The organism is Paraburkholderia caffeinilytica (genome assembly GCF_046030355.1).
In the GTDB taxonomy this organism is placed as follows: domain Bacteria; phylum Pseudomonadota; class Gammaproteobacteria; order Burkholderiales; family Burkholderiaceae; genus Paraburkholderia; species Paraburkholderia caffeinilytica_B.
Genome location: NZ_JAQQCQ010000004.1, coordinates 178,841 through 200,257, shown reverse-complemented (window position 1 = coordinate 200,257; position 21,417 = coordinate 178,841). Strand labels below are relative to the sequence as shown.

Here is a 21,417-nt window from a genome sequence, read left to right as displayed (position 1 = left end):
ACGATGGCGACCGTCTGACCTGATGCAGCTATACACACTGGGGAAGCACGTTGTTTAAACCTCATCGCTTTGTTCCAAAGACGGTTATAGCCGCGGCGTTTGCCGCGCATGGGCTGGTTGCTCACGCAACGACGCCCTTCGTGGTGCAAGACATCCGGATCGAGGGATTGCAACGCGTCGAACCTGGTACCGTGTTCGCGTACCTGCCCATCAAGCAAGGCGACACCTTTAGCGACGACAAGGCTTCCGAAGCCATTCGCGCGCTGTACGCCACGGGTTTCTTCAACGACGTCAAGATCGCGACGGAAGGCAATGTCGTCATTGTGCAGGTGCTGGAACGTCCGGCCATCGGCACGATCGACTTTGCCGGCATTCACGAGTTCGACAAGGACAACCTGACCAAGGCGTTGCGCGCGGTCGGTTTGTCGCAAGGCCGTTACTACGACAAGGCACTCGTCGACAAGGCCGAGCAGGAACTAAAGCGCCAGTACCTGACGCGCGGCTACTATGCCGCCGAAGTCACCACCACGATCACGCCGATCGACCGCAACCGCGTGTCGGTGCTGTTCTCGGTGGCCGAAGGTCCGAGCGCGAAGATCCGCCAGATCAACTTCATCGGCAACAAGGCGTTCAGCACGGGTACGCTGCGCGACGAAATGCAGCTGTCCACGCCGAACTGGTTCTCGTGGTACACGAAGAACGACCTGTACGCGAAAGACAAGCTCACCGGCGACCTCGAAAACGTCCGCTCGTATTACCTGAATCGCGGCTACCTCGAGTTCAACATCGAGTCGACCCAGGTGTCGATCACGCCGGACAAGAAGGACATGTATCTGACGGTCACGCTGCACGAAGGCGAGCCGTACACGATCAACAGCATCAAGCTGGCCGGTAACCTGCTCGACCGCGAGCCGGAGCTGGCCAAGCTCATCAAGATCAAACCGGGTGACCGCTTTTCGGCTGAAAAGCTGCAAGCCACCACCAAGGCGATTGTCGACAAGCTGGGCGAATACGGCTATGCGTTTGCCACCGTCAACGCGCAGCCGCAGATCGATCAGGAACATCACAAAGTTGACCTGACGCTGCAAGTCGATCCGAGCCGCCGTGTGTACGTGCGCCGCATCAACGTGGTCGGCAACACGCGTACACGCGACGAAGTGGTGCGCCGTGAAATGCGCCAGCTCGAAAGCTCGTGGTTCGATTCGAACCGCCTCGCGCTGTCGAAAGACCGGATCAACCGTCTCGGCTACTTTACCGATGTCGACGTGACCACGGTGCCGGTGGAAGGCACGCCGGACCAGGTCGATGTGGACGTCAAGGTGGCCGAAAAGCCGACCGGCGCGATTACGCTGGGCGCGGGCTTCTCGTCGACCGACAAGGTGGTGCTCTCGGCCGGCGTGTCGCAGGACAACGTGTTCGGCTCGGGTACGAGTCTCGCGGTGAACGTGAATACCGCCAAGACGTACCGCACCTTGACGGTCACGCAGGTCGACCCGTACTTCACCGTTGACGGCATCAAGCGGATTACCGACGTCTACTACCGTACGTACCAGCCGCTCTACTACTCGACAGATTCGAGCTTCAAGATTGTCACGGTCGGTGGTGACCTGAAGTTCGGTATCCCGTTCTCCGAAGTCGACACGGTCTACTTCGGCGCCGGCCTCGAGCAGAACCAGCTGGATATCGACGCGAACACGCCGCAAAGCTATATCGACTACGTGAACGAGTTTGGCCGTGTGTCGAACAACGTGCCGATCACGGTGGGCTGGTCGCGCGACGCGCGTGACAGCGCACTGGTGCCTAGCCGCGGTTACTTCACGCAGGCGAACGCGGAATACGGCACGCCGCTTGGCGGCACGCAGTACTACAAGGCTGACATCAACGCGCAGTACTATTATTCGTTTGCGCGTGGCTTTGTGCTGGGCTTCAACTTCCAGGGCGGTTACGGTAACGGCCTCGGCGGCAAGCCATACCCGATTTTCAAGAATTATTACGCGGGTGGTATCGGGTCGGTGCGGGGCTACGAGCCGAGTTCACTGGGTCCGCGAGACGCGAAGACGAACGACCCGATCGGCGGCTCGAAGATGCTGGTGGGTAACGTCGAATTGACATTCCCGTTGCCGGGCACGGGCTACGATCGCACGTTGCGGGTCTTCACGTTCCTCGACGCGGGTAACGTCTGGGGTACGGAAGGTAATAGCGTCGGCGCGAACGGCCTGCGGTACGGTTACGGTGTCGGTCTTGCATGGATCTCGCCGATCGGTCCGCTCAAGCTCAGCTTGGGCTTCCCGCTCACGAAGCACACCGGCGACCAGTATCAGAAGTTCCAGTTCCAGATCGGGACGGCATTCTGATCCCGGCGGAGGGTGGCTCCTGGCGGCGGGCCCGGCCAAACTACAGTATCGAGAGGATGACTTTGCGAACCGGTATGTTTTCGAAACGTGTGGCGTGCGCTTTCGCGCTGGCAATGACGCTGGGTGTCGGCGTGGCGGGTGCAGCGCACGCGCAGGAAGCCAGGATCGCTGCGGTGAATTCGGACCGTATCCTGCGTGAATCGGCTGCTGCGAAGGCTGCACAGGTCAAGCTCGAGGCGGAGTTCGCCAAGCGCGACAAGGATCTGGCCGACATGGCGCAGAAGCTGAAGTCGATGTCCGACTCGCTCGACAAAAACGGTGCGTCGATGTCGCCGGCTGATCGCGCGCAGAAGCAGCGCGATCTGTCGCAACTGGATACGGACTTCCAGCGCAAGCAACGCGAGTTTCGTGAAGATCTGAACCAGCGCCGCAACGAAGAGCTGGCGGCGGTGCTCGACCGGGCCAACAAGGTGATCAAGCAGATCGCCGAGCAGCAGCACTACGATCTGATCGTTCAGGAAGCGGTGTACGTGAGCCCGCGTATTGATATTACCGATCAGGTGCTCAAGGCGCTGGCGGCCTCGGGCAACTGAACGCTCCCGGGCTCGGTTTCAGGCTGGAGCGGTGACCACGCGTGGGATCGTCGGCGTTGCGGCTCGCTGCACGAGCCGTAGAACTGACAAGTTGGACTGATTTTGCGGTAACCATCGTGCGTGAGATCGGAGTAAGCGCTGAAACGTTAGCTCCGGTCGACAGCGTTGCATGGGATCGGAGTATGCGCTAAAGCGCTAACTCCGATCGACAGCGTTGCATGGGACCAGAGTAAGCGCTAAAGCGCTAACTCTGGTCGACACAGGAGACAGGATAGGCATGGCATTTACGCTTGAGGACATCGTCCAACGGTTCGGCGGTGAAATAGTCGGAGAGGGTTCGCAGCGCGTCAGCAGTCTGGCGCCGCTCGACCAGGCAGGCCCGGACCAGCTGGCGTTCCTCGCCAATCCGAAATACCTGTCGCAAGTCGAGACGACCCGCGCAGGTGCAGTGTTGATCAACGCCGACGACCTCTCCAAACTCTCTGCGCGCGACAATCCTTTGCATGCCGCGCGTAACTTCATCGTCACGCCGAACCCGTACGCTTACTTCGCGCGCGTCGCGCAAACCTTCATCGACATGGCAGCACCCAAGGCCGTGCCCGGTGTGCACCCGAGCGCGACGATCGATCCGTCGGCCCAGATTGCCGCGAGCGCGGTGATCGGCCCCCACGTCACGGTGGAAGCGGGCGCGGTGATCGGCGACAACGTGCGTCTGGATGCGAACGTGGTGATCGGTCGCGGCACGCGGATCGGCGCGGGCTCGCATCTGTATCCGAATGTCGCGGTGTATTACGGCTGCAAGCTCGGCGAGCGCGTGATCGTGCACGCGGGCGCAGTGATCGGTTCAGATGGTTTTGGCTTCGCGCCTGATTTCGTGGGCGAAGGCGATGCGCGTACCGGCAGCTGGGTGAAAATTCCGCAAGTTGGCGGTGTGTCGATCGCGGCGGACGTCGAAATCGGCGCCAACACCACCATCGACCGCGGCGCCATGGCGGACACGATCATCGAAGAGTGCGTGAAAATCGACAATCTCGTGCAGATCGGCCACAACTGCAAGATCGGCGCTTACACGGTGATCGCCGGCTGTGCGGGCATTGCGGGCAGTACGACAATCGGCCGTCATTGCATGATCGGCGGCGCGGTTGGGATCGCCGGGCACGTCACGCTGGCTGATTATGTGATCGTCACGGCGAAGTCGGGCGTCTCGAAATCGTTGCTGAAGCCTGGTATGTACACCAGTGCGTTCCCGGCTGTGAACCATGCCGACTGGAACAAGAGCGCCGCTTTGCTACGTAACATCGACAAACTTCGCGACCGTATCAGGGCGCTTGAGACTGCCGCTTCGGCAGGCAGTCCAGCTGGCGCAGCAAGCAATTCCGCAGGCGATAAAGCCTGAGATATTGGCTGGCTCGCAAGTCGCCCGCGGACCAGCCCGCAGGCGGGCCTGCGGGTCAACCCGCAGAACAATCCGCGCGGCAACCTGCTGGCACCGCGTAAAATAGCGGGCAAGCATCAGGAAGCAAAGTCGGTTGCCGAGACCAGGTGGCATGGCCGCCGGGTCTCGGCAAGCGCCGGCAGCACGCGTTACCAACCCACCTGCACCAGCATCCGCAGTCATCACCGCGCAGTCAATGCGTGAGTAGAAACACCATGAGCACCGAAAAAATCAATCTCGACATCCATAAGATTCTCACGCTGCTGCCCCATCGTTACCCGATCCTGCTGGTCGACCGGGTGCTCGAACTTGAGCCGCATAAGAGCATCAAAGCGTTGAAGAACGTGTCGATCAATGAGCCGTATTTCCAGGGTCACTTTCCGACCCGCCCGGTGATGCCCGGCGTGCTGATCCTCGAAGCGCTTGCGCAAACGGCGGCCCTGCTGACGTTTTCGGAAGAGCCGAGCGATCCGTCGAACACGCTGTATCTTTTCGTGGGCATCGACAATGCGCGTTTCAAGCGCGTCGTGGAACCGGGCGATCAGCTGATCCTGAACTGCACGTTTGAGCGTCATATGCGCGGCATCTGGAAGTTCAAGGCGCGCGCCGAAGTGGATGGTGTCGTGGCGGCGGAAGCCGACCTGATGTGCGCAGTGCGGCACACGGACAAAGACGCTTGAGGTCGGTGGTCGGGCAGTCAGCGGCTTATTCCAGGCCCTGCAAGCACCGGCTCCGCCCATCCAGACAACGCAACAGCATCACAAGCGAGGACGCATGAGCAGGATTCATCCCACTGCGATCGTCGAACCGGGCGCGCAACTCGACGAATCCGTCGAAATCGGACCGTATGCCGTCATCGGCGCACATGTGGCGATCGGCGCACGGACCACGGTCGGTTCACACAGCGTGATCGAAGGTCACACCACGATCGGCGAAGACAACCGCATCGGCCACTATGCATCGGTCGGCGGCCGTCCGCAGGACATGAAGTACAAGGACGAGCCGACCCGGCTCGTGATCGGCAATCGCAACACGATCCGTGAATTCACCACGATCCACACCGGCACGGTGCAGGACTCGGGCGTCACCACGCTGGGCGACGACAACTGGATCATGGCCTACGTGCACATCGGGCACGACTGCCACGTCGGCAACAACGTGATTCTGTCCAGCAATGCGCAGATGGCCGGCCACGTGACGATTGGCGACCATGCGATTATCGGCGGCATGTCGGGCGTGCATCAGTTCGTGCGCATTGGCGCGCATTCGATGCTGGGCGGCGCGTCGGCGCTCGTGCAGGATATTCCGCCGTTCGTGATCGCTGCCGGCAACAAGGCCGAGCCGCACGGTATCAATGTCGAAGGTCTGCGCCGCCGCGGTTTCTCCGCAGACGCGATCTCGGCGCTGCGCTCGGCGTATCGCTTGCTGTACAAGAACGGCCTGTCGCTGGAAGAAGCGAAGGTGCAGTTGCGCGAACTCGCCTCCGCGGGTGGCGATGGCGATGCGCCGGTACAAACGCTGCTCGCGTTCGTCGAAGCGTCGCAACGCGGCATCATCCGCTAACCGATGGCTTTGAACCCGAGTCCCCTGCGCGTCGCGATGGTGGCAGGCGAGCCGTCCGGCGACCTGCTGGCGGCGTCGCTGCTCGACGGCCTCACGAGCCGTCTGCCCGCCGGTACCCAGTATTACGGGATCGGCGGCCCGCGCATGATCGCCACGGGTTTCGACGCCCACTGGCCGATGGAAAAGCTGACGGTGCGCGGCTATGTCGAAGCGCTGCGGCATATTCCCGAGATCCTCGGCATCCGCAACGAACTGAAGCGCCAATTGCTGGCTGAGCCGCCGTCGGTGTTCGTCGGCGTGGACGCGCCCGATTTCAACTTTGGGCTCGAGCATCCGTTGCGCGACGCGGGTATTCCGACCGTTCACTTCGTATGCCCGTCGATCTGGGCGTGGCGAGGTGGGCGCATCAAGAAGATCGCCAAAGCGGTCGATCACATGCTGTGCGTGTTCCCGTTCGAAACGGCGCTACTGGAAAAGGCCGGCATCGCGGCTTCGTACGTGGGCCATCCGCTCGCCGACGAAATTCCTCTGGTGCCCGACACGCTCGGCGCGCGCCGTACGCTCGGCCTCGCCGAAAACGGTCCGATCATCGCGGTACTGCCGGGCAGCCGGCGCTCGGAGATCGATCTGATCGGTCCGACGTTCTTTGCCGCGATGGAGATGATGCAGCACCAGGAGCCTGGTTTGCGCTTCGTGATGCCGGCGGCCACGCCCGCATTGCGCGAGATGCTGCGGCCGCTGGTCGACTCACATCCCGGTCTCGCGCTGACTATTACCGACGGCCAGGCGCAAATCGCGATGACGGCGGCCGATGCGATCCTCGTCAAGAGCGGCACGGTGACGCTGGAAGCGGCGCTGCTGAAAAAGCCAATGGTGATCTCGTACAAGGTGCCCTGGCTGACTGGACAGATCATGCGCCGCCAGGGCTATCTGCCGTATGTGGGCTTGCCGAACATTCTGGCGGGGCGCTTCGTCGTGCCGGAAATTCTGCAGCATTTCGCCACGCCGCAGGCGCTCGCCGAAGCGACGCTGAAACAGTTGCGCGACGAGGCCAACCGGCGCACGCTGACGGAAATCTTCACGGAGATGCATCACGTGCTGAAGCAGAACACCGCGCAGCGTGCGGCGGAAGTCGTGGCAAGCGTCGTCGAAAAACGGAAGGCGCTGCCGTGACCACGGCACGCGCACCACGCCGCAAGACCGCGACCGTTGCAGGCGCGGCGGCGCGGCAGGTTGGTCTGGACTTCGAGACGCCGGACGACATTGTCTGCGGTGTCGACGAGGCCGGGCGCGGGCCGCTGGCGGGTCCCGTGGTTGCTGCCGCGGTGATTTTCGACCCGTCGAAGCCGATGATTCGCGGTCTCGACGATTCGAAAGTGCTCACCGCCAAAAAGCGCGACGAGCTTTACGACAAGATCGTCGACAGGGCGCTGGCTTACTGCATCGCATCGGCGACTGTCGAAGAAATCGATACGTTGAACATCCTGCACGCCACCATGCTGGCGATGAAGCGGGCGGTCGAGGGCCTCTCGGTCGTGCCGACGCTCGTGAAAATCGACGGCAATCGCTGCCCGACGCTGAGCATTCGCAGCGAGGCGGTGATCGGCGGCGATGCGCTGGTCAAGAGCATTTCGGCGGCGTCGATTCTCGCCAAGGTCACGCGTGACCGGATGCTGCTCGAATTGCATCAAACTTATCCGGTCTATGGTTTTAACGCGCATGCCGGCTATGGCACGCCGCAGCATCTCGCGGCGCTGCGCGAACATGGACCCTGCGAGCATCATCGGCGTTCGTTTGCACCGGTGCGCGAAGCGCATCAGCGTTTCGGCACGAGCCTGAAGCTGCCGGCGGCCGAGGTCATTGTCGTGTCGGAAACGCTCACCGACGCCATGCTCGACGACGACGCTTTCGGCGAGCGCAGCGGCGCGTAAGCGCCATGCCTTGCCCGGCACACTGCCCATTTTTTCCTCATTCTCACTGTCTTCGCTGCCTGTGAAAGCCATCACCTCGCGGGACAATCCGCTCTACAAGCGCCTCAAGGCACTGGCCGGCTCGACGCATCAGCAGCGTCGCAGCGGCCACGCGTTGCTCGAAGGATTCCATCTGGCGAGCGCGTATCTCGACGTCGCCGGGCAGCCGGAAATGTGCATCGTGACCGAAGGCGCGCTGCGTCACGACGAAGCTCAGGCGATCGTCTCGCGCATCGAGGAGCACCGTATCGTTACCTTGCCCGATGCCTTGTTCGGCCAGGTGTCGAACGTCGTGCACGGGGTAGGGATTCTGCTGCTGGTCGAAAAGCTCGATACGCCGTTGCCCGAGAAAGTCGCGCAGACTTGCCTCGTACTCGACGGCGTGCAGGACGCCGGCAACGTCGGTTCGATTCTGCGCAGTGCGGCCGCCGCCGGTATTCAGCAGGTGTTTTGTGCGCCGGGCACTGCATACGCATGGTCGTCGAAGGTATTGCGTTCGGGCATGGGCGCGCATTTCCTGCTGCAAATCCACGAGGACGTTGAGGCGCAGGAATTGATCGAACGCCTCGCGGTGCCCATCGTCATTACGGATTCGCACGGTGCTGAGGCAATCTACGACTGCGATCTGGGCGGGCCGCTCGCGTGGGTGTTCGGCAACGAAGGGGCGGGCGTATCGCAGACCTGGCGTGATGCGGTGTCGCTGCGGGTGACGATTCCTCAGCCGGGCGGCATGGAATCGCTCAATGTGGCGGCAGCGGCGGCTATCTGCGTGTTCGAACAGTGCCGCCAGCAGCGCGCCGCGCATGACTGACGCCAGCGGCGTGACATGAGTGACGTGGCATCAGTGGCATCAGTCACCTGAACGCCACGCCCGCATCCAGAACGGGCAGGCCGCCGTACTCAGTAAGCCGGCCGGTCCAGCTTGATCTCCTGCAGGATCGTCGTCGCGATCTCTTCGATCGACTTATGCGTCGACGACAACCACTTGACCCCTTCGCGCCGCATCATGGCTTCCGCTTCGTTGATTTCGTAACGGCAATTTTCCGGTGCGGCGTATTTGCTGCCCGGCCTGCGCTCGTTGCGGATCTCCGACAACCGCTGCGGATCGATCGACAAACCAAACATCTTTTGCCGATGCGCCAATAGCGGCGTAGGCAGCTTGCCGCGCTCGAAGTCTTCCGGAATCAACGGATAGTTGGCCGCTTTCACGCCGTACTGCATTGCCAGATACAGGCTCGTCGGCGTCTTGCCGCTGCGCGACACGCCCACCAGAATCACGTCGGCGTCGGCCAGATTGCGATTGGACTGACCGTCGTCATGGGCGAGCGAGAAGTTGATCGCCTCGATCCGGTTCTTGTATTCCTCGGTGTCGGCGTTCTGGTGGCCGCGGCCCATCGCGTGGCTCGACTTGAGCTCCAGTTCCTGCTCGAGCGGTTCGACGAAGGTCTGGAACATGTCCAGCACGAGCGCATTCGAGCCTTTGACGATCTGATTCGAGGCGCTGTCCACCAGCGTCGTGAAGACGATCGGACGGCGGCCGTCCTGCTGGATCGCTTCGTTGATCTTTTCCAGCGTGGCGTAGGCTTTTTCCGTCGAGTCGACGAAGGGCACGCGAACCAGGCGGAATTTCTGGTCGAACTGGGAGAGGATCGAATGCGCGAAGGTTTCGGCAGTGATCCCGGTACCGTCGGAGACGATGAATACGGTGGGCGGCATCAGTGGGGCTGGGGAACGTGAGCAGAAAAAACGCTCGAATGAAACATCGCTGCATGGTGTCGCTGCACGGCGGCTAACCGGAGATTGCAGCGGCGTCATTTCAGCGCGCCGTGGGCACCGCAACTGCGCCCGGAAGGCGGCGGGGCCTCGCGAAAGCCTCGCAAGAGCCCGTCAGCCGGTCCGGGGCGCGATTCGAGGCGCAATTCTCGTCCGACTGTCACATTTTGAGAGTCGGCACGGTAGAATAGCGGCAACCTGTTGGATAAGCAATTGCGGGCGATTGGCGTCTAACTTACCGCGAACGGTCGGTCAACGCCACGCTTTCAGCCGGTAACTTGCGGCGTATGGGTTGGATTGACCGGTAATTTCGTCCAACCGCTTTCTACGTCGCGCATCTGGCGCTCGTGCATGGTTGTTGATGCGTTCGAGCGCTTCCGGCCATTTGCAGCGATTGCTTCTCCAACAGGTTGTGCAAGACGCGAGGTCACGCTTCCAATGGGCGTCTCGCGTTCAAGCCCACTTGCACAGCCGTGAATTTCTTTCACACTTAGGGGCTTGTATGACTAACGCAGTTACCGTCGCAAAGGAAGAGGCGTATGTAGTTCCGTTCGAGCAGTTGCGGATGACCGATGTGGAGATTGTCGGCGGCAAGAATGCGTCGCTTGGCGAGATGATCAGTCAGCTCGCCGAAGCAGGCGTGCGCGTGCCGACTGGCTTCGCCACCACGGCGTTGGCTTTCCGCGACTTCCTGCATCACAACAATCTGACCGAACGCATCGCCAAACGTCTCGAAACGCTCGATGTCGACGACGTGAAGTCGCTCGCTGAAGCGGGTAAAGAGATCCGTCAATGGATCGTCGACGCCCCGATGCAACCGCGTCTCGAAGCGGATATCCGCGCAGGTTTCGACACCCTGCAAAACAGCTCGCCTGAAGAGTTGTCGTTTGCCGTGCGTTCGTCGGCAACGGCAGAAGACTTGCCGGACGCATCGTTCGCGGGTCAGCAGGAAAGCTACCTCAACGTGGTCGGCAGCGACGACGTGCTCGATCGCATGAAGCACGTGTTCGCGTCGCTGTACAACGACCGTGCGATTTCCTATCGCGTCCACAAGGGCTTCACCCACGCTGAAGTCGCGTTGTCGGCGGGCGTGCAGCGCATGGTGCGCTCGGACGTCGGTGCGGCCGGCGTGATGTTCACGCTGGACACGGAATCGGGCTTCAAGGACGCCGTCTTCATCACGTCGAGCTACGGCCTGGGTGAAACGGTCGTGCAGGGCGCCGTGAATCCGGACGAGTTCTACGTCTTCAAGACCACGCTCGCGCAAGGCAAGTACCCGATCATCCGCCGCTCGATCGGCTCGAAGCTGATCAAGATGGAATTCACCAAGGCGGGCGAAGAAGGCCGCGTGAAGACCGTCGACGTCGCGCACGAGCAGCGCAACCGTTTCTCGATCACCGACGAAGACGTGATCGAACTCGCAAAATACGCCGTCATCATCGAAAAGCACTACGAGCGTCCGATGGACATCGAGTGGGGCAAAGATGGCCGCGACGGCAAGATCTTCATTCTGCAGGCGCGCCCGGAAACGGTGAAGAGCCAGGCAGCGGGCAAGGCCGAGCAGCGCTTCAAGCTGAAGGGCCAATCGAACGTGCTGACGACCGGCCGCGCAATCGGTCAGAAGATCGGTGCGGGTCCGGTGCGCGTGATTCACGATCCGTCGGAAATGGACCGTGTGCAGCCGGGCGACGTGCTGGTGGCCGACATGACCGACCCGAACTGGGAACCGGTGATGAAGCGCGCATCCGCCATCGTCACGAACCGTGGCGGCCGTACCTGCCACGCGGCCATTATCGCGCGTGAGCTGGGTGTGCCGGCCGTGGTCGGCTGCGGCGACGCCACCGACGTGCTGAAGGACGGCGCGCTGGTGACCGTGTCCTGCGCGGAAGGCGACGAAGGCAAGATCTACGACGGTCTGCTCGAAACCGAAATCACCGAAGTGCAGCGCGGCGAACTGCCGCCGATTCCGGTGAAGATCATGATGAACGTCGGCAACCCGCAACTGGCTTTCGACTTCTCGCAACTGCCGAACGCAGGCGTGGGTCTGGCGCGGCTCGAGTTCATCATCAACAACAACATCGGCGTTCACCCGAAGGCGATTCTCGAGTACCCGAACATCGATCAGGACCTGAAGAAGGCCGTGGAAAGCGTGGCGCGTGGCCATGCATCGCCGCGCGCGTTCTACGTCGACAAGCTGACCGAAGGCATCGCAACGATCGCCGCGGCCTTCTATCCGAAGCCCGTGATCGTGCGTCTGTCGGACTTCAAGTCGAACGAGTACAAGAAGCTGATCGGCGGTTCGCGCTACGAGCCGGACGAAGAAAACCCGATGCTGGGCTTCCGTGGCGCATCGCGTTACATCGCTGACGACTTCGCCGAAGCGTTCCAGATGGAATGTATCGCGCTGAAGAAGGTGCGTGAGGAGATGGGCCTCGACAACGTCGAGATCATGGTGCCGTTCGTGCGTACGCTGAAGCAGGCGGAGCGCGTGGTGGGGCTGCTGGAGAAGTTCGGCCTGAAGCGCGGTGAGAAGGGCTTGCGCCTGATCATGATGTGCGAAGTGCCGTCGAACGCGATTCTCGCCGAAGAATTCCTGCAATTCTTTGACGGTTTCTCGATCGGTTCGAACGACCTGACGCAGCTCACGCTCGGCCTCGACCGCGATTCCGGCATGGAACTGCTGGCAGTCGATTTCGACGAACGCGACCCGGCTGTGAAATTCCTGTTGAAGCGCGCGATCGATACGTGTCTGCGACTGAACAAGTACGTCGGTATCTGCGGGCAGGGTCCGTCGGACCATCCGGATTTTGCGCAATGGCTGACCGATGAAGGCATCAAGTCGATCTCGCTGAACCCGGACTCGATCATCGAGACGTGGCAGCAGCTGGCGAAATCGTTGACGAAGTAAGCGGCGTACTTCAGCGAAGTAAACAAGCGCCGGGCAGATGCCCGATAAGCGGTTTGCATAAAGGGTGGTGCGGTACGTCAAAAGCACGTAAAAGCGTGCCGTACCGCCCGGTAAAATGCACCCGCTTCGTGCTATAAACACCCCGGTAGATCCGGGGTGTTTTGCTTTGTGGAGGTCGACGTGGCGCCAGGTGGATTGTTCTGGTGGATCGGGGCGGGTGTGCTTGTGGTGCTGGAGTTGATCAGCGGCACCTTCTATTTGCTGATGATCGCGTTGGGTTGTATTGCTGCCGCCATTGCGCACCTGGCGGGCGCCGCGGCCGATCTGCAGTTCGCGGTTGCGGCTGTGGTGGCGCTGGCGGCCGTTCTGTTGCTGAGGCGTTCGCGCTTTGGCCGCAGGACACGTAAGGAGGCGTCGAAGAACCCGGACGTCAATCTGGACATTGGCCAGACATTGAACGTGCCGGCGTGGCATGAGCGCCGGGCGCGGGTCAATTACCGCGGGGCGGCATGGGACGTCGAACTGGCCGCCGGCGAGCCCGAAGATGCACAGCTCTATGAAATTGCCGAGATGCGTGGCAGCTGCCTTGTCGTCGTGGCCAACCGGCAGGCGAAAGCCCGGGCAACTGCGGCCTGAGCGCGTACCCACGCGTGCGCTGAACCTCGCACAACTATTCGAACTACGGACCGGAGGGCAGGAATGGATTCAACCATTGTCGGGGCAGTGCTTCTGATTATCGTGATCGTGCTGGCGGCACAGACGCTGAAGATCGTGCCGCAGCAGCATGCATGGGTGCTGGAGCGGCTCGGCCGCTATCACCGTACGCTGACGCCGGGCCTGAGCTTCGCGTTTCCATTCGTCGACCGGATCGCGTACAAACACATTCTCAAGGAAATTCCGCTCGAAGTGCCGAGCCAGGTGTGTATCACGCGCGACAACACGCAATTGCAGGTGGATGGCGTGCTGTATTTCCAGGTCACCGATCCCATGAAGGCGTCGTATGGTTCGAGCAACTTCGTGTTCGCGATTACGCAGTTGTCGCAGACCACGCTGCGCTCCGTGATCGGCAAACTCGAACTCGACAAGACGTTCGAAGAGCGCGACTTCATCAACCACAGCATCGTGTCGTCGCTCGACGAAGCAGCCTCGAACTGGGGCGTCAAGGTGCTGCGCTACGAGATCAAGGACCTGACGCCGCCCAAGGAAATCCTTCACGCCATGCAGGCGCAGATCACTGCCGAGCGCGAGAAGCGCGCGCTGATCGCGGCATCCGAAGGGCGTAAGCAGGAGCAGATCAATATCGCCTCGGGTGGGCGCGAGGCGTCGATCCAGAAGTCCGAAGGTGAGCGGCAGGCGGCGATCAACCAGGCGCAGGGGCAAGCTGCGGCGATTCTGGCGGTGGCGGAGGCTAACTCCCAGGCGATTCAGAAGATTGCTGCGGCGATCCAGTCGAACGGCGGGATGGAAGCAGTGAACCTGAAGGTGGCCGAGCAGTATGTGAACGCGTTCGCTAACCTGGCTAAGCAGGGCACCACGCTGATCGTGCCGGGCAACCTGGCGGATATGAGCTCGATGATTGCGTCCGCGCTGACGATCGTGAACAAGGGGAAGGGCGCGGTCGACGCGCGCTGATTGACGTTCTTCCATGCAGAAAAAATGGCCCGCACAATCAGCGGGCCATTTTTCGTTGAATCGCAGCTTGGCTGGCGAGCCGGGCGAGCAGTAAAGCGCGGCAAATCCGCGCATCACGTTACGCTAATCAAGCCAGCTCGCAGGTAGGTGCCAACTCGCAGACCAGGCCGCGGATCAACCCGCAGCGGCACAAATCAAAGCTCACGATTCACGCTCACGACGGCGAGCGCATCAGGCGTGCCTTCTCGCGTTCCCAGTCGCGCTTTTTTTCAGTCTCGCGCTTGTCGTGTTGCTTCTTGCCTTTGGCCAGGCCGATCTCGCATTTGACCCGACCGCCCTTGTAATGGAAATTCAACGGGACGAGTGTGTAGCCGCGCTGCTCGACCTTGCCGATCAGTTTGCTGATCTCTTCGGCGTGCAGCAGCAGCTTGCGCGTGCGCACGGGGTCCGGGTTGATGTGGGTCGAGGCTTCGGGCAACGGACTGATGTGCGTGCCGATCAGGAACAGTTCGTTGTTCTTGATGACTACGTAGCCTTCCTTGATCTGGCCACGGCCGGCGCGCAGGGCTTTGACCTCCCATCCTTCGAGCACGAGCCCCGCTTCGTAGCGTTCTTCGACCGAGTAGTCGTAGAAGGCTTTTCTGTTGTCAATGATGCTCATGAATGGAAAGTGCCCAACTCGTTTAAAATCACGATTTTAGCAAAGCGGGGCAAGGAAAGCCCGCGGCGCTTGTCCACCCTTGCCACGCGCTGTTCAATTTATGGCAGATGTCCAGAAAACCGTGTTGATCCGCCATTCGGCGGAACAGATGTTCGACCTCGTCACCGACGTCGCCGATTACCCCAACTTCCTGCCTTGGTGCGGGGGAGTCGAAATCCGCCGCCAGGACGAAACCGGCATGGAGGCGAAGATCGATATCAACTTCAAGGGCATCAAGCAGCATTTCGCCACGCGCAACAGCATGGAACGGCCCACGCGCATCGACATGGAATTCGCGGACGGCCCGTTTCGCAAATTCACCGGTTTCTGGCGCTTTACGCCGCTGCGGGCCGACGCCTGCAAGATCGAGTTCGCGTTGCACTACGAATTCACCAATATCATTCTCGAGAAGATCATTGGGCCGGTGTTTAGCCACATTGCCAATACCTTCGTCGAATCGTTCGTGAAGCGCGCTGATCAGCGTTACGGTAAGGCATGAGCGCGCGCTTGTCGATTGAAGTCTGCTACGCGCTTGCCGGTGAGCAGGCGCTGATTGCCGTGGACTTGCCGCAAGGCGCCACGGTGCAGCAGGCAATAGACGCGAGCGGCATCTTGCAGCGTTATCCGCAGATCGATCTGGGCACGCAGAAGGTCGGTGTGTTCGGCAAGCTCAAGCCGTTGGATACGGTGCTTGCCGATCACGATCGTGTGGAAATTTACCGGCCGCTGCTGGTGGATCCGAAGCTCTCGCGGCAACGGCGCGTCGAGAAGACCCGTAAGGCGGGCTCGATCGAAGGGCGCCGCTGGCTCAACAAGGATTCGCGCTAGGCCAAGCCAGGCTAGGCTTGCAACCGTTGCTGTCGGCGCGCGGCGGCTGGCGTGGCCGAGTTGGTTCCAGTCTCACTTGGTGGCTGGCGTGGTCGAGTTGGTTCCAGTCTCACTTGGTGGCTGGCGTGGCCGAACTGATTCCGGTCTCGGTTGGTGGCTGCATAGCCGAACAGACTCTGGTCCCAGTTACCGCTGCTAAGGGGCAATGCGGCACGTCGGTGCGGAGCGCCCGCAGCCTCTCCCGTCAAGGCACTGAAAGCCCGGCCGCGTCTCAATGCACCGAAGGCTGCGCCTTTTCCTCAATCGACGCCGTACCGGACGTATCGTCGCCGGCATGCTGGCGCACCGACCAGCACACCCCCGCCACCAGCAGCAGAATCGCCGCCGTTTCCAATGGGCGCGGCAGGCGCTGGTCGTAGATAAACGCGTAGAGCAGCGCAAATAGTGTCTCGAACACGATCATCTGACCAGACAAAGTGAGCGGCAGCCGTTTCGACGCGGCGTTCCACAGCCCGTTGCCGAGCCAGGACGCGCCGATGGCGAGGCCCAGATTCAACATCCAGAAGGTGTGCCAGCGTTCGTCGCCGAGCGGCCCCTGCAGGCTGTCGGACGGCATGACGGCGATCACCAGCCACAATCCCGCGCCGAGCGCACCGGTCACCACGCCCCACAGCACCGACCACTCGTTGCCGCTGAAATGCGTCTGACGCTGCAGATAGCGTGCGTTTTCGACCGCGAACCAGGTCCAGCAGGCGAGCGCGCCGACCGCGCAGGCGAGGCCGAGGAGTTTCGTTGCGATACTCACGGGCGTGCTGTCCGCCACGGTGAAGACGTCGATATTGATGCAGGCGATGCCGGCCACCACCAATGAAAGCGGCCAGACGAGGCGGGCGAGCGGCACGGCGCCGTGATCGCGCCGGCCGAGCAGCGTCACCGTGACCGGCAGCACGCCGACGATCAGCGATGCCGGCGCGATGCCGATCATATGAACGGCCGCGGTCAGCAGCAGGTAATAGAGCAGATTGCCGGCCAGCGCCAGTTTGACCAATGCGCCGAGATCCTCGCGGGTCAGGCGTTTGACGAGCGAGCGCGCCATCGGCAGCGCGGCGGCCAGCGAGACGATGCCGTACATCGTGTAGCGGCCGGCGCTCAGCAGCAGCGGCGAAAAATCGGGCAGCACGCGCGGCACCAGAAACACCATACCCCATAAGGCCCCGGCCAAAACTCCATATGCCACACCGCGCTGCATCGACTGCCCCTGCAAGAAAAACTGGAATGGTCGGCAGAATAGCCGCTCGGCGGGCAGCGTGTCTTGTTTGATTCTGCATTCCGGCGGTTTTATCGGGCGTTATCGGGTGTTTTCAGGCGCCTTTTAACTTCCATGCGTGATCCGGGGGCGCAGAAGCGCCCCGAAATGCCCCCGCGCCAGCTGTGTGGCGCCTCCGTAAGCCCGAACGCGCAAACGAAACCGGATCGAACCCGAGGTGAACGTGGAAGCGAAATTGAAGGGCGCGAAGTGACGAAAAAAATTGCCCGAAATTCGCTAAGCTGCTGTTAGTGCAGTGAAAACCGGGGAGGTATCGCGTATAATTCGCTTTTGCGCCTATAGGATTTGCCATGCGTCTGATCCAAACAGCACTCACGTTCGATGACGTGCTCCTCGTCCCGGCTTTCTCCGATGTTCTGCCGCGCGACACCAGCCTCAAGACCCGGCTGACCCGCAACATCTCCCTGAATATGCCGCTCGTGTCCGCCGCCATGGACACCGTCACCGAAGCCCGTCTCGCGATCGCGATGGCGCAAATGGGTGGCGTGGGCATCATCCACAAGAATCTCACGCCGGCCGAACAGGCGCGTGAAGTTGCCAAGGTCAAGCGCTTCGAATCGGGCGTCGTGCGCGATCCGATCACCGTGCCGCCGCAAATGAAGGTGCGCGACGTCATTGCGCTGTCGCGCCAGCATGGCATTTCGGGCTTCCCGGTCGTCGAGGGCGCGCAACTGATCGGTATCGTCACGAACCGTGACTTGCGTTTCGAAGAGCGTCTGGACGAGCCGGTGCGCAGCATCATGACGCCGCGCGAGCGCCTTGTCACCGTCAAGGAAGGCACGCCGCTCGCTGAAGCCAAGGCGCTGATGCATAGCCACCGCCTCGAACGCGTGCTGGTCATCAACGACGCATTCGAACTGCGCGGCCTGATGACGGTAAAAGACATCACCAAGCAAACCGAACACCCGGACGCGTGCAAAGACGAACACGGCAAGCTGCGCGCAGGCGCGGCGGTCGGCGTGGGCGAAGACAACGAAGAGCGCGTCGAACTGCTGGTGCAGGCGGGTGTGGACGTGATCGTCGTCGACACGGCGCACGGTCACAGCAAGGGCGTGCTCGAGCGCGTCAAGTGGGTCAAGCAGAACTTCCCGCACGTCGAAGTGATCGGCGGCAACATTGCCACCGCGGCGGCGGCCAAGGCGCTCGTCGAATACGGCGCGGACGGCGTGAAGGTCGGTATCGGCCCGGGCTCGATCTGCACGACGCGGATCGTCGCCGGCGTGGGCGTGCCGCAGGTCACCGCGATCTCGAACGTGTCGGAAGCGCTGAAGGGCACGGGCGTGCCGGTCATCGCCGACGGCGGCGTGCGTTTCTCGGGCGACGTCAGCAAGGCGCTCGCCGCAGGCGCGAATTCGGTGATGATGGGCAGCATGTTCGCCGGCACCGAAGAAGCGCCGGGCGACGTGTTCCTGTTCCAGGGCCGTCAGTACAAGTCGTACCGTGGCATGGGCTCGGTCGGCGCGATGAAAGACGGCGCGGCAGACCGCTACTTCCAGGACAACTCCGCGAACATCGACAAGCTGGTGCCGGAAGGTATCGAGGGCCGCGTCGCCTACAAGGGCTCGGTCAACGCGATCCTGTTCCAGCTGATCGGCGGCGTGCGCGCCAGCATGGGCTACTGCGGTTGCCGCACGATCGCGGAGATGAACGACAAGGCCGAGTTCGTGCAGATCACCGGCGCGGGCTTGCGCGAGTCGCATGTGCATGATGTGCAGATCACCAAGGAAGCGCCCAACTACCACGTGGACTAAACGCCAATGAAGCCATTGCTGCGCGCTGTACTCATCCTCGATGCGTTGTTGCTGCTTGCGTTCGGCGTGCTGTTTCTGCTGACGCCCTGGATTTCGTTGTACAACGCGCTGCTATTGGTGCAAACCCAGCCGGCTCTGGTCGGCCAGGGGTTTGGCGTGGCGCTGATCGGGCTCGCGTGGCTTGCTTTGCACGCGTCGATCGACGGTTCGCTCACGTCGACGGTCGCCAAAGTCGTCGGCCATGTGAACTGGTTGACCGGTGTGCTGATGCTGGTCTGGCTGCTCGGGCTGTATACGCCGGCGCTGACCGGTTTCGGGCAGATCGTCGCGGTGCTGACCGGTGTGGTGCTGCTGGTGATCGGCTTGGGCGGTGTACGCCTGTCGGGCGCGGTTCGGCGGCGTGAGAAAGTGCGGCTGGTGGAAGCCGCTGCCGCTGAGCGTGCCGAAAAACAGGCCGCGAAAGACGCCGCCAAAGACGCGGCTAACAAGCGCGACGCCGGTCGTGTCACAGCCGGCTTTCCGGTCTATCGCGCCGAGCCGGTGGTCGATGTCACACCGGTCACACGGCCCGTCAGTCCAGTTTCGGTTGCGCCGATCGACGAACCGGGCCTGACGGCGTCTGAACGCGCTGCACGGGCCGAGGCGGCAACCGCGCGTGACGATGCCCGTAACGCCGCCGCCGACGCACCGGGTGCGCCCCGGCCGCCGTTTCATGGCTGACGCGCCGAGCGCCACAACGCCTGCCGAAGCTACCGGATTCCGTTCGTGCGCGCAGCAGGCGAGTGCCTGCTGCGCCCGTAGGTCCAACGCGCTTCATTGTTACGCTTCGTGCCCGATCGTCCCCACGTGGACTGCTTTGAATTCAACGCCGCGCTTCACGCGCGGTATCCCGTATCCGTTCACTTTTGACTCCGTCCGCTGCCATGCATGACAAGATCCTGATCCTCGACTTCGGTTCGCAAGTCACCCAACTGATTGCACGTCGCGTTCGCGAAGCCAACGTGTATTCGGAAATTCATCCCCACGACGTCGACGCGTCGTTCATTCGCGATTTCGCGCCTAAGGGCGTGATCCTCTCCGGCGGCCCGAGTTCGGTGACCGAAACGGATGCGCCGCGTGTGCCGCAAGTGGTGTTCGAACTCGGCGTGCCCGTGCTGGGCATTTGCTACGGCATGCAGGCCATGGCCGAGCAACTCGGCGGCAAGGTCGATATCGGCCACCTGCGTGAGTTCGGTTATGCCGAAGTGCGTGCGCGCAACCATACGAGCCTGCTCGAAGGCATCAGCGACTTCACCACGCCGGAAGGTCACGGTATGCTGAAGGTGTGGATGAGTCACGGCGACAAGGTTCTTGAAATGCCGTCAGGTTTTCAGCTGATGGCGTCGACGGAATCGTGCCCGATCGCGGCGATGGCCGACGAAACACGTCATTTCTACGGCTTGCAATGGCACCCGGAAGTGACGCACACCGTGCAAGGCCGCGCCATGCTTGAACGTTTCGTGCTGCAGATTTGCGGCGCGAATCCCGACTGGGAAATGGGTCATTACATCGACGAAGCCGTCGCGAAGATCCGCGAGCAGGTGGGTAACGAGCACGTGATTCTGGGCTTGTCGGGCGGCGTGGATTCTTCGGTGGCGGCCGCGCTGCTGCATCGCGCGATCGGCGATCAGCTGACTTGCGTGTTCGTCGATCACGGTTTGCTGCGTTTGAACGAAGCCGAGCAGGTGATGGCCACTTTCGCTGAGAGCCTCGGCGTGAAGGTGATCCACGTCGACGCGAGCGAAGTGTTCCTGTCGAAGCTCGCCGGCGTGACCGATCCGGAAGCGAAGCGCAAGATCATCGGCGCGGAATTCGTCGAAGTGTTCCAGACCGAAGCCAACAAGCTGACCGATGCGAAGTGGCTTGCGCAAGGCACGATCTATCCGGACGTGATCGAATCGGCCGGCAAGGGTAAGAAGGCGACGCAGACTATCAAGAGCCACCACAACGTGGGTGGCCTGCCTGAGACGCTGAATCTGAAGCTGCTCGAACCGCTGCGCGAACTGTTCAAGGATGAAGTGCGCGAACTCGGCGTGAAGCTCGGTTTGCCGCCGGCAATGGTGTATCGCCATCCGTTCCCGGGCCCGGGTTTGGGCGTGCGGATTCTCGGCGAAGTGCGCCGCGATTTCGCCGATCTGCTGCGTCGCGCGGACGCGATTTTCATCGAGACGCTGCGTACGTTTATCGACAAGGAAACCGGCAAGTCCTGGTACGACCTGACGAGCCAGGCGTTTGCGGTGTTCCTGCCGGTGAAGAGCGTGGGCGTGATGGGCGACGGCCGGACTTATGAGTATGTCGTGGCGCTGCGCGCCGTACAGACGCTGGACTTCATGACGGCGCATTGGGCGCATCTGCCGCACGAGTTGTTGGGGCATGTGTCGAATCGCATCATTAATGAAGTGCGTGGGATTAACCGGGTGGTTTATGACATCTCGGGGAAGCCGCCGGCGACGATTGAGTGGGAGTGAATTGACGTCCTTCGAGGACTATTGCCAGCTATCGAAAAGCTGTCGTAACGTGTTGACTTTAAAATAAATACGTCGC

Annotated in this window: 19 protein-coding genes; 16 read left to right on the top strand and 3 right to left on the bottom strand. The window is 61.7% G+C overall.

Annotated features, from left to right (window positions below; genetic code table 11):
- The first annotated feature begins 50 nt into the window (after positions 1-50).
- The 8 genes from bamA to PQQ95_RS07830 all read left to right on the top strand — a co-directional run bounded on the left by bamA (position 51) and on the right by PQQ95_RS07830 (position 8,726).
- The gene (gene bamA, locus PQQ95_RS07865; protein ID WP_408436615.1) at positions 51-2,354 is read left to right on the top strand and encodes an outer membrane protein assembly factor BamA; all 2,304 of its coding nucleotides are present in this window, start codon (positions 51-53) and stop codon (positions 2,352-2,354) included.
- Positions 2,355-2,410: 56 nt separating this feature from the next.
- Positions 2,411-2,947: an OmpH/Skp family outer membrane protein gene (locus PQQ95_RS07860; protein WP_408436612.1), complete on the top strand. Its 537-nt coding sequence runs from the start codon at positions 2,411-2,413 to the stop codon at positions 2,945-2,947.
- A gap of 277 nt (positions 2,948-3,224) precedes the next feature.
- Positions 3,225-4,343: a UDP-3-O-(3-hydroxymyristoyl)glucosamine N-acyltransferase gene (gene lpxD, locus PQQ95_RS07855; RefSeq protein WP_408436609.1), complete on the top strand. Its 1,119-nt coding sequence runs from the start codon at positions 3,225-3,227 to the stop codon at positions 4,341-4,343.
- Positions 4,344-4,597: 254 nt separating this feature from the next.
- Positions 4,598-5,062 carry a 3-hydroxyacyl-ACP dehydratase FabZ gene (gene fabZ / locus PQQ95_RS07850; RefSeq protein WP_006048683.1) on the top strand — a complete coding sequence of 155 codons (465 nt, stop codon included), beginning with the start codon at positions 4,598-4,600 and terminating at the stop codon, positions 5,060-5,062.
- A gap of 94 nt (positions 5,063-5,156) precedes the next feature.
- Positions 5,157-5,945: an acyl-ACP--UDP-N-acetylglucosamine O-acyltransferase gene (lpxA, locus tag PQQ95_RS07845; protein WP_408436606.1), complete on the top strand. Its 789-nt coding sequence runs from the start codon at positions 5,157-5,159 to the stop codon at positions 5,943-5,945.
- A gap of 3 nt (positions 5,946-5,948) precedes the next feature.
- Positions 5,949-7,118, top strand: coding sequence for a lipid-A-disaccharide synthase (gene lpxB, locus PQQ95_RS07840; protein WP_408436603.1), 1,170 nt, complete (start codon positions 5,949-5,951; stop codon positions 7,116-7,118).
- Positions 7,115-7,876: a ribonuclease HII gene (gene rnhB / locus PQQ95_RS07835; protein ID WP_408436600.1), complete on the top strand. Its 762-nt coding sequence runs from the start codon at positions 7,115-7,117 to the stop codon at positions 7,874-7,876. Before lpxB ends, rnhB begins: the two co-directional genes overlap by 4 nt.
- Positions 7,877-7,937: 61 nt before the next feature.
- Complete coding sequence (locus PQQ95_RS07830; protein WP_408436597.1) at positions 7,938-8,726, top strand: TrmH family RNA methyltransferase; 789 nt, start codon at positions 7,938-7,940, stop codon at positions 8,724-8,726.
- Between the two features lie 89 nt (positions 8,727-8,815).
- Here PQQ95_RS07830 and ppsR read toward each other — a convergent pair whose 3' ends face one another.
- Entirely contained in the window at positions 8,816-9,631 is an 816-nt protein-coding gene (gene ppsR / locus PQQ95_RS07825) for a posphoenolpyruvate synthetase regulatory kinase/phosphorylase PpsR (RefSeq protein WP_054035190.1), read from the bottom strand.
- A gap of 559 nt (positions 9,632-10,190) precedes the next feature.
- Between ppsR and ppsA the strand changes: the two genes are divergently transcribed.
- The 3 genes from ppsA (at position 10,191) to PQQ95_RS07810 (ending at position 14,228) form a co-directional block, all read left to right on the top strand.
- On the top strand, positions 10,191-12,596 hold the full coding sequence (gene ppsA / locus PQQ95_RS07820; protein WP_408436594.1) for a phosphoenolpyruvate synthase: 2,406 nt from the start codon (positions 10,191-10,193) through the stop codon (positions 12,594-12,596).
- Positions 12,597-12,776: 180 nt separating this feature from the next.
- The gene (locus tag PQQ95_RS07815; protein ID WP_408436986.1) at positions 12,777-13,232 is read left to right on the top strand and encodes an NfeD family protein; all 456 of its coding nucleotides are present in this window, start codon (positions 12,777-12,779) and stop codon (positions 13,230-13,232) included.
- Between the two features lie 63 nt (positions 13,233-13,295).
- Positions 13,296-14,228 carry an SPFH domain-containing protein gene (locus PQQ95_RS07810; protein ID WP_408436591.1) on the top strand — a complete coding sequence of 311 codons (933 nt, stop codon included), beginning with the start codon at positions 13,296-13,298 and terminating at the stop codon, positions 14,226-14,228.
- A gap of 214 nt (positions 14,229-14,442) precedes the next feature.
- Here PQQ95_RS07810 and smpB read toward each other — a convergent pair whose 3' ends face one another.
- Complete coding sequence (smpB, locus tag PQQ95_RS07805) at positions 14,443-14,889, bottom strand: SsrA-binding protein SmpB (RefSeq protein ID WP_054035193.1); 447 nt, start codon at positions 14,887-14,889, stop codon at positions 14,443-14,445.
- A 100-nt stretch (positions 14,890-14,989) separates the two neighbouring features.
- Here smpB and PQQ95_RS07800 point away from each other — a divergent pair, with 100 nt between their 5' ends.
- Positions 14,990-15,427: a type II toxin-antitoxin system RatA family toxin gene (locus tag PQQ95_RS07800; protein ID WP_028199353.1), complete on the top strand. Its 438-nt coding sequence runs from the start codon at positions 14,990-14,992 to the stop codon at positions 15,425-15,427.
- Complete coding sequence (locus tag PQQ95_RS07795) at positions 15,424-15,756, top strand: RnfH family protein (RefSeq protein ID WP_408436589.1); 333 nt, start codon at positions 15,424-15,426, stop codon at positions 15,754-15,756. Before PQQ95_RS07800 ends, PQQ95_RS07795 begins: the two co-directional genes overlap by 4 nt.
- Positions 15,757-16,027: 271 nt before the next feature.
- Here the strand turns inward: PQQ95_RS07795 and PQQ95_RS07790 are convergent, their stop codons facing one another.
- Positions 16,028-17,005 (bottom strand): DMT family transporter, encoded by a 978-nt coding sequence (locus PQQ95_RS07790; RefSeq protein WP_408436586.1) that lies wholly within the window; start codon positions 17,003-17,005, stop codon positions 16,028-16,030.
- Between the two features lie 368 nt (positions 17,006-17,373).
- Between PQQ95_RS07790 and guaB the strand changes: the two genes are divergently transcribed.
- From guaB to guaA, 3 genes are all read left to right on the top strand, one after another.
- Complete coding sequence (gene guaB / locus PQQ95_RS07785; protein WP_408436583.1) at positions 17,374-18,834, top strand: IMP dehydrogenase; 1,461 nt, start codon at positions 17,374-17,376, stop codon at positions 18,832-18,834.
- A gap of 6 nt (positions 18,835-18,840) precedes the next feature.
- Entirely contained in the window at positions 18,841-19,554 is a 714-nt protein-coding gene (locus PQQ95_RS07780) for a hypothetical protein (protein WP_408436580.1), read from the top strand.
- Between the two features lie 203 nt (positions 19,555-19,757).
- Positions 19,758-21,341, top strand: coding sequence for a glutamine-hydrolyzing GMP synthase (gene guaA / locus PQQ95_RS07775; RefSeq protein ID WP_408436577.1), 1,584 nt, complete (start codon positions 19,758-19,760; stop codon positions 21,339-21,341).
- Positions 21,342-21,417 lie beyond the last annotated feature (76 nt).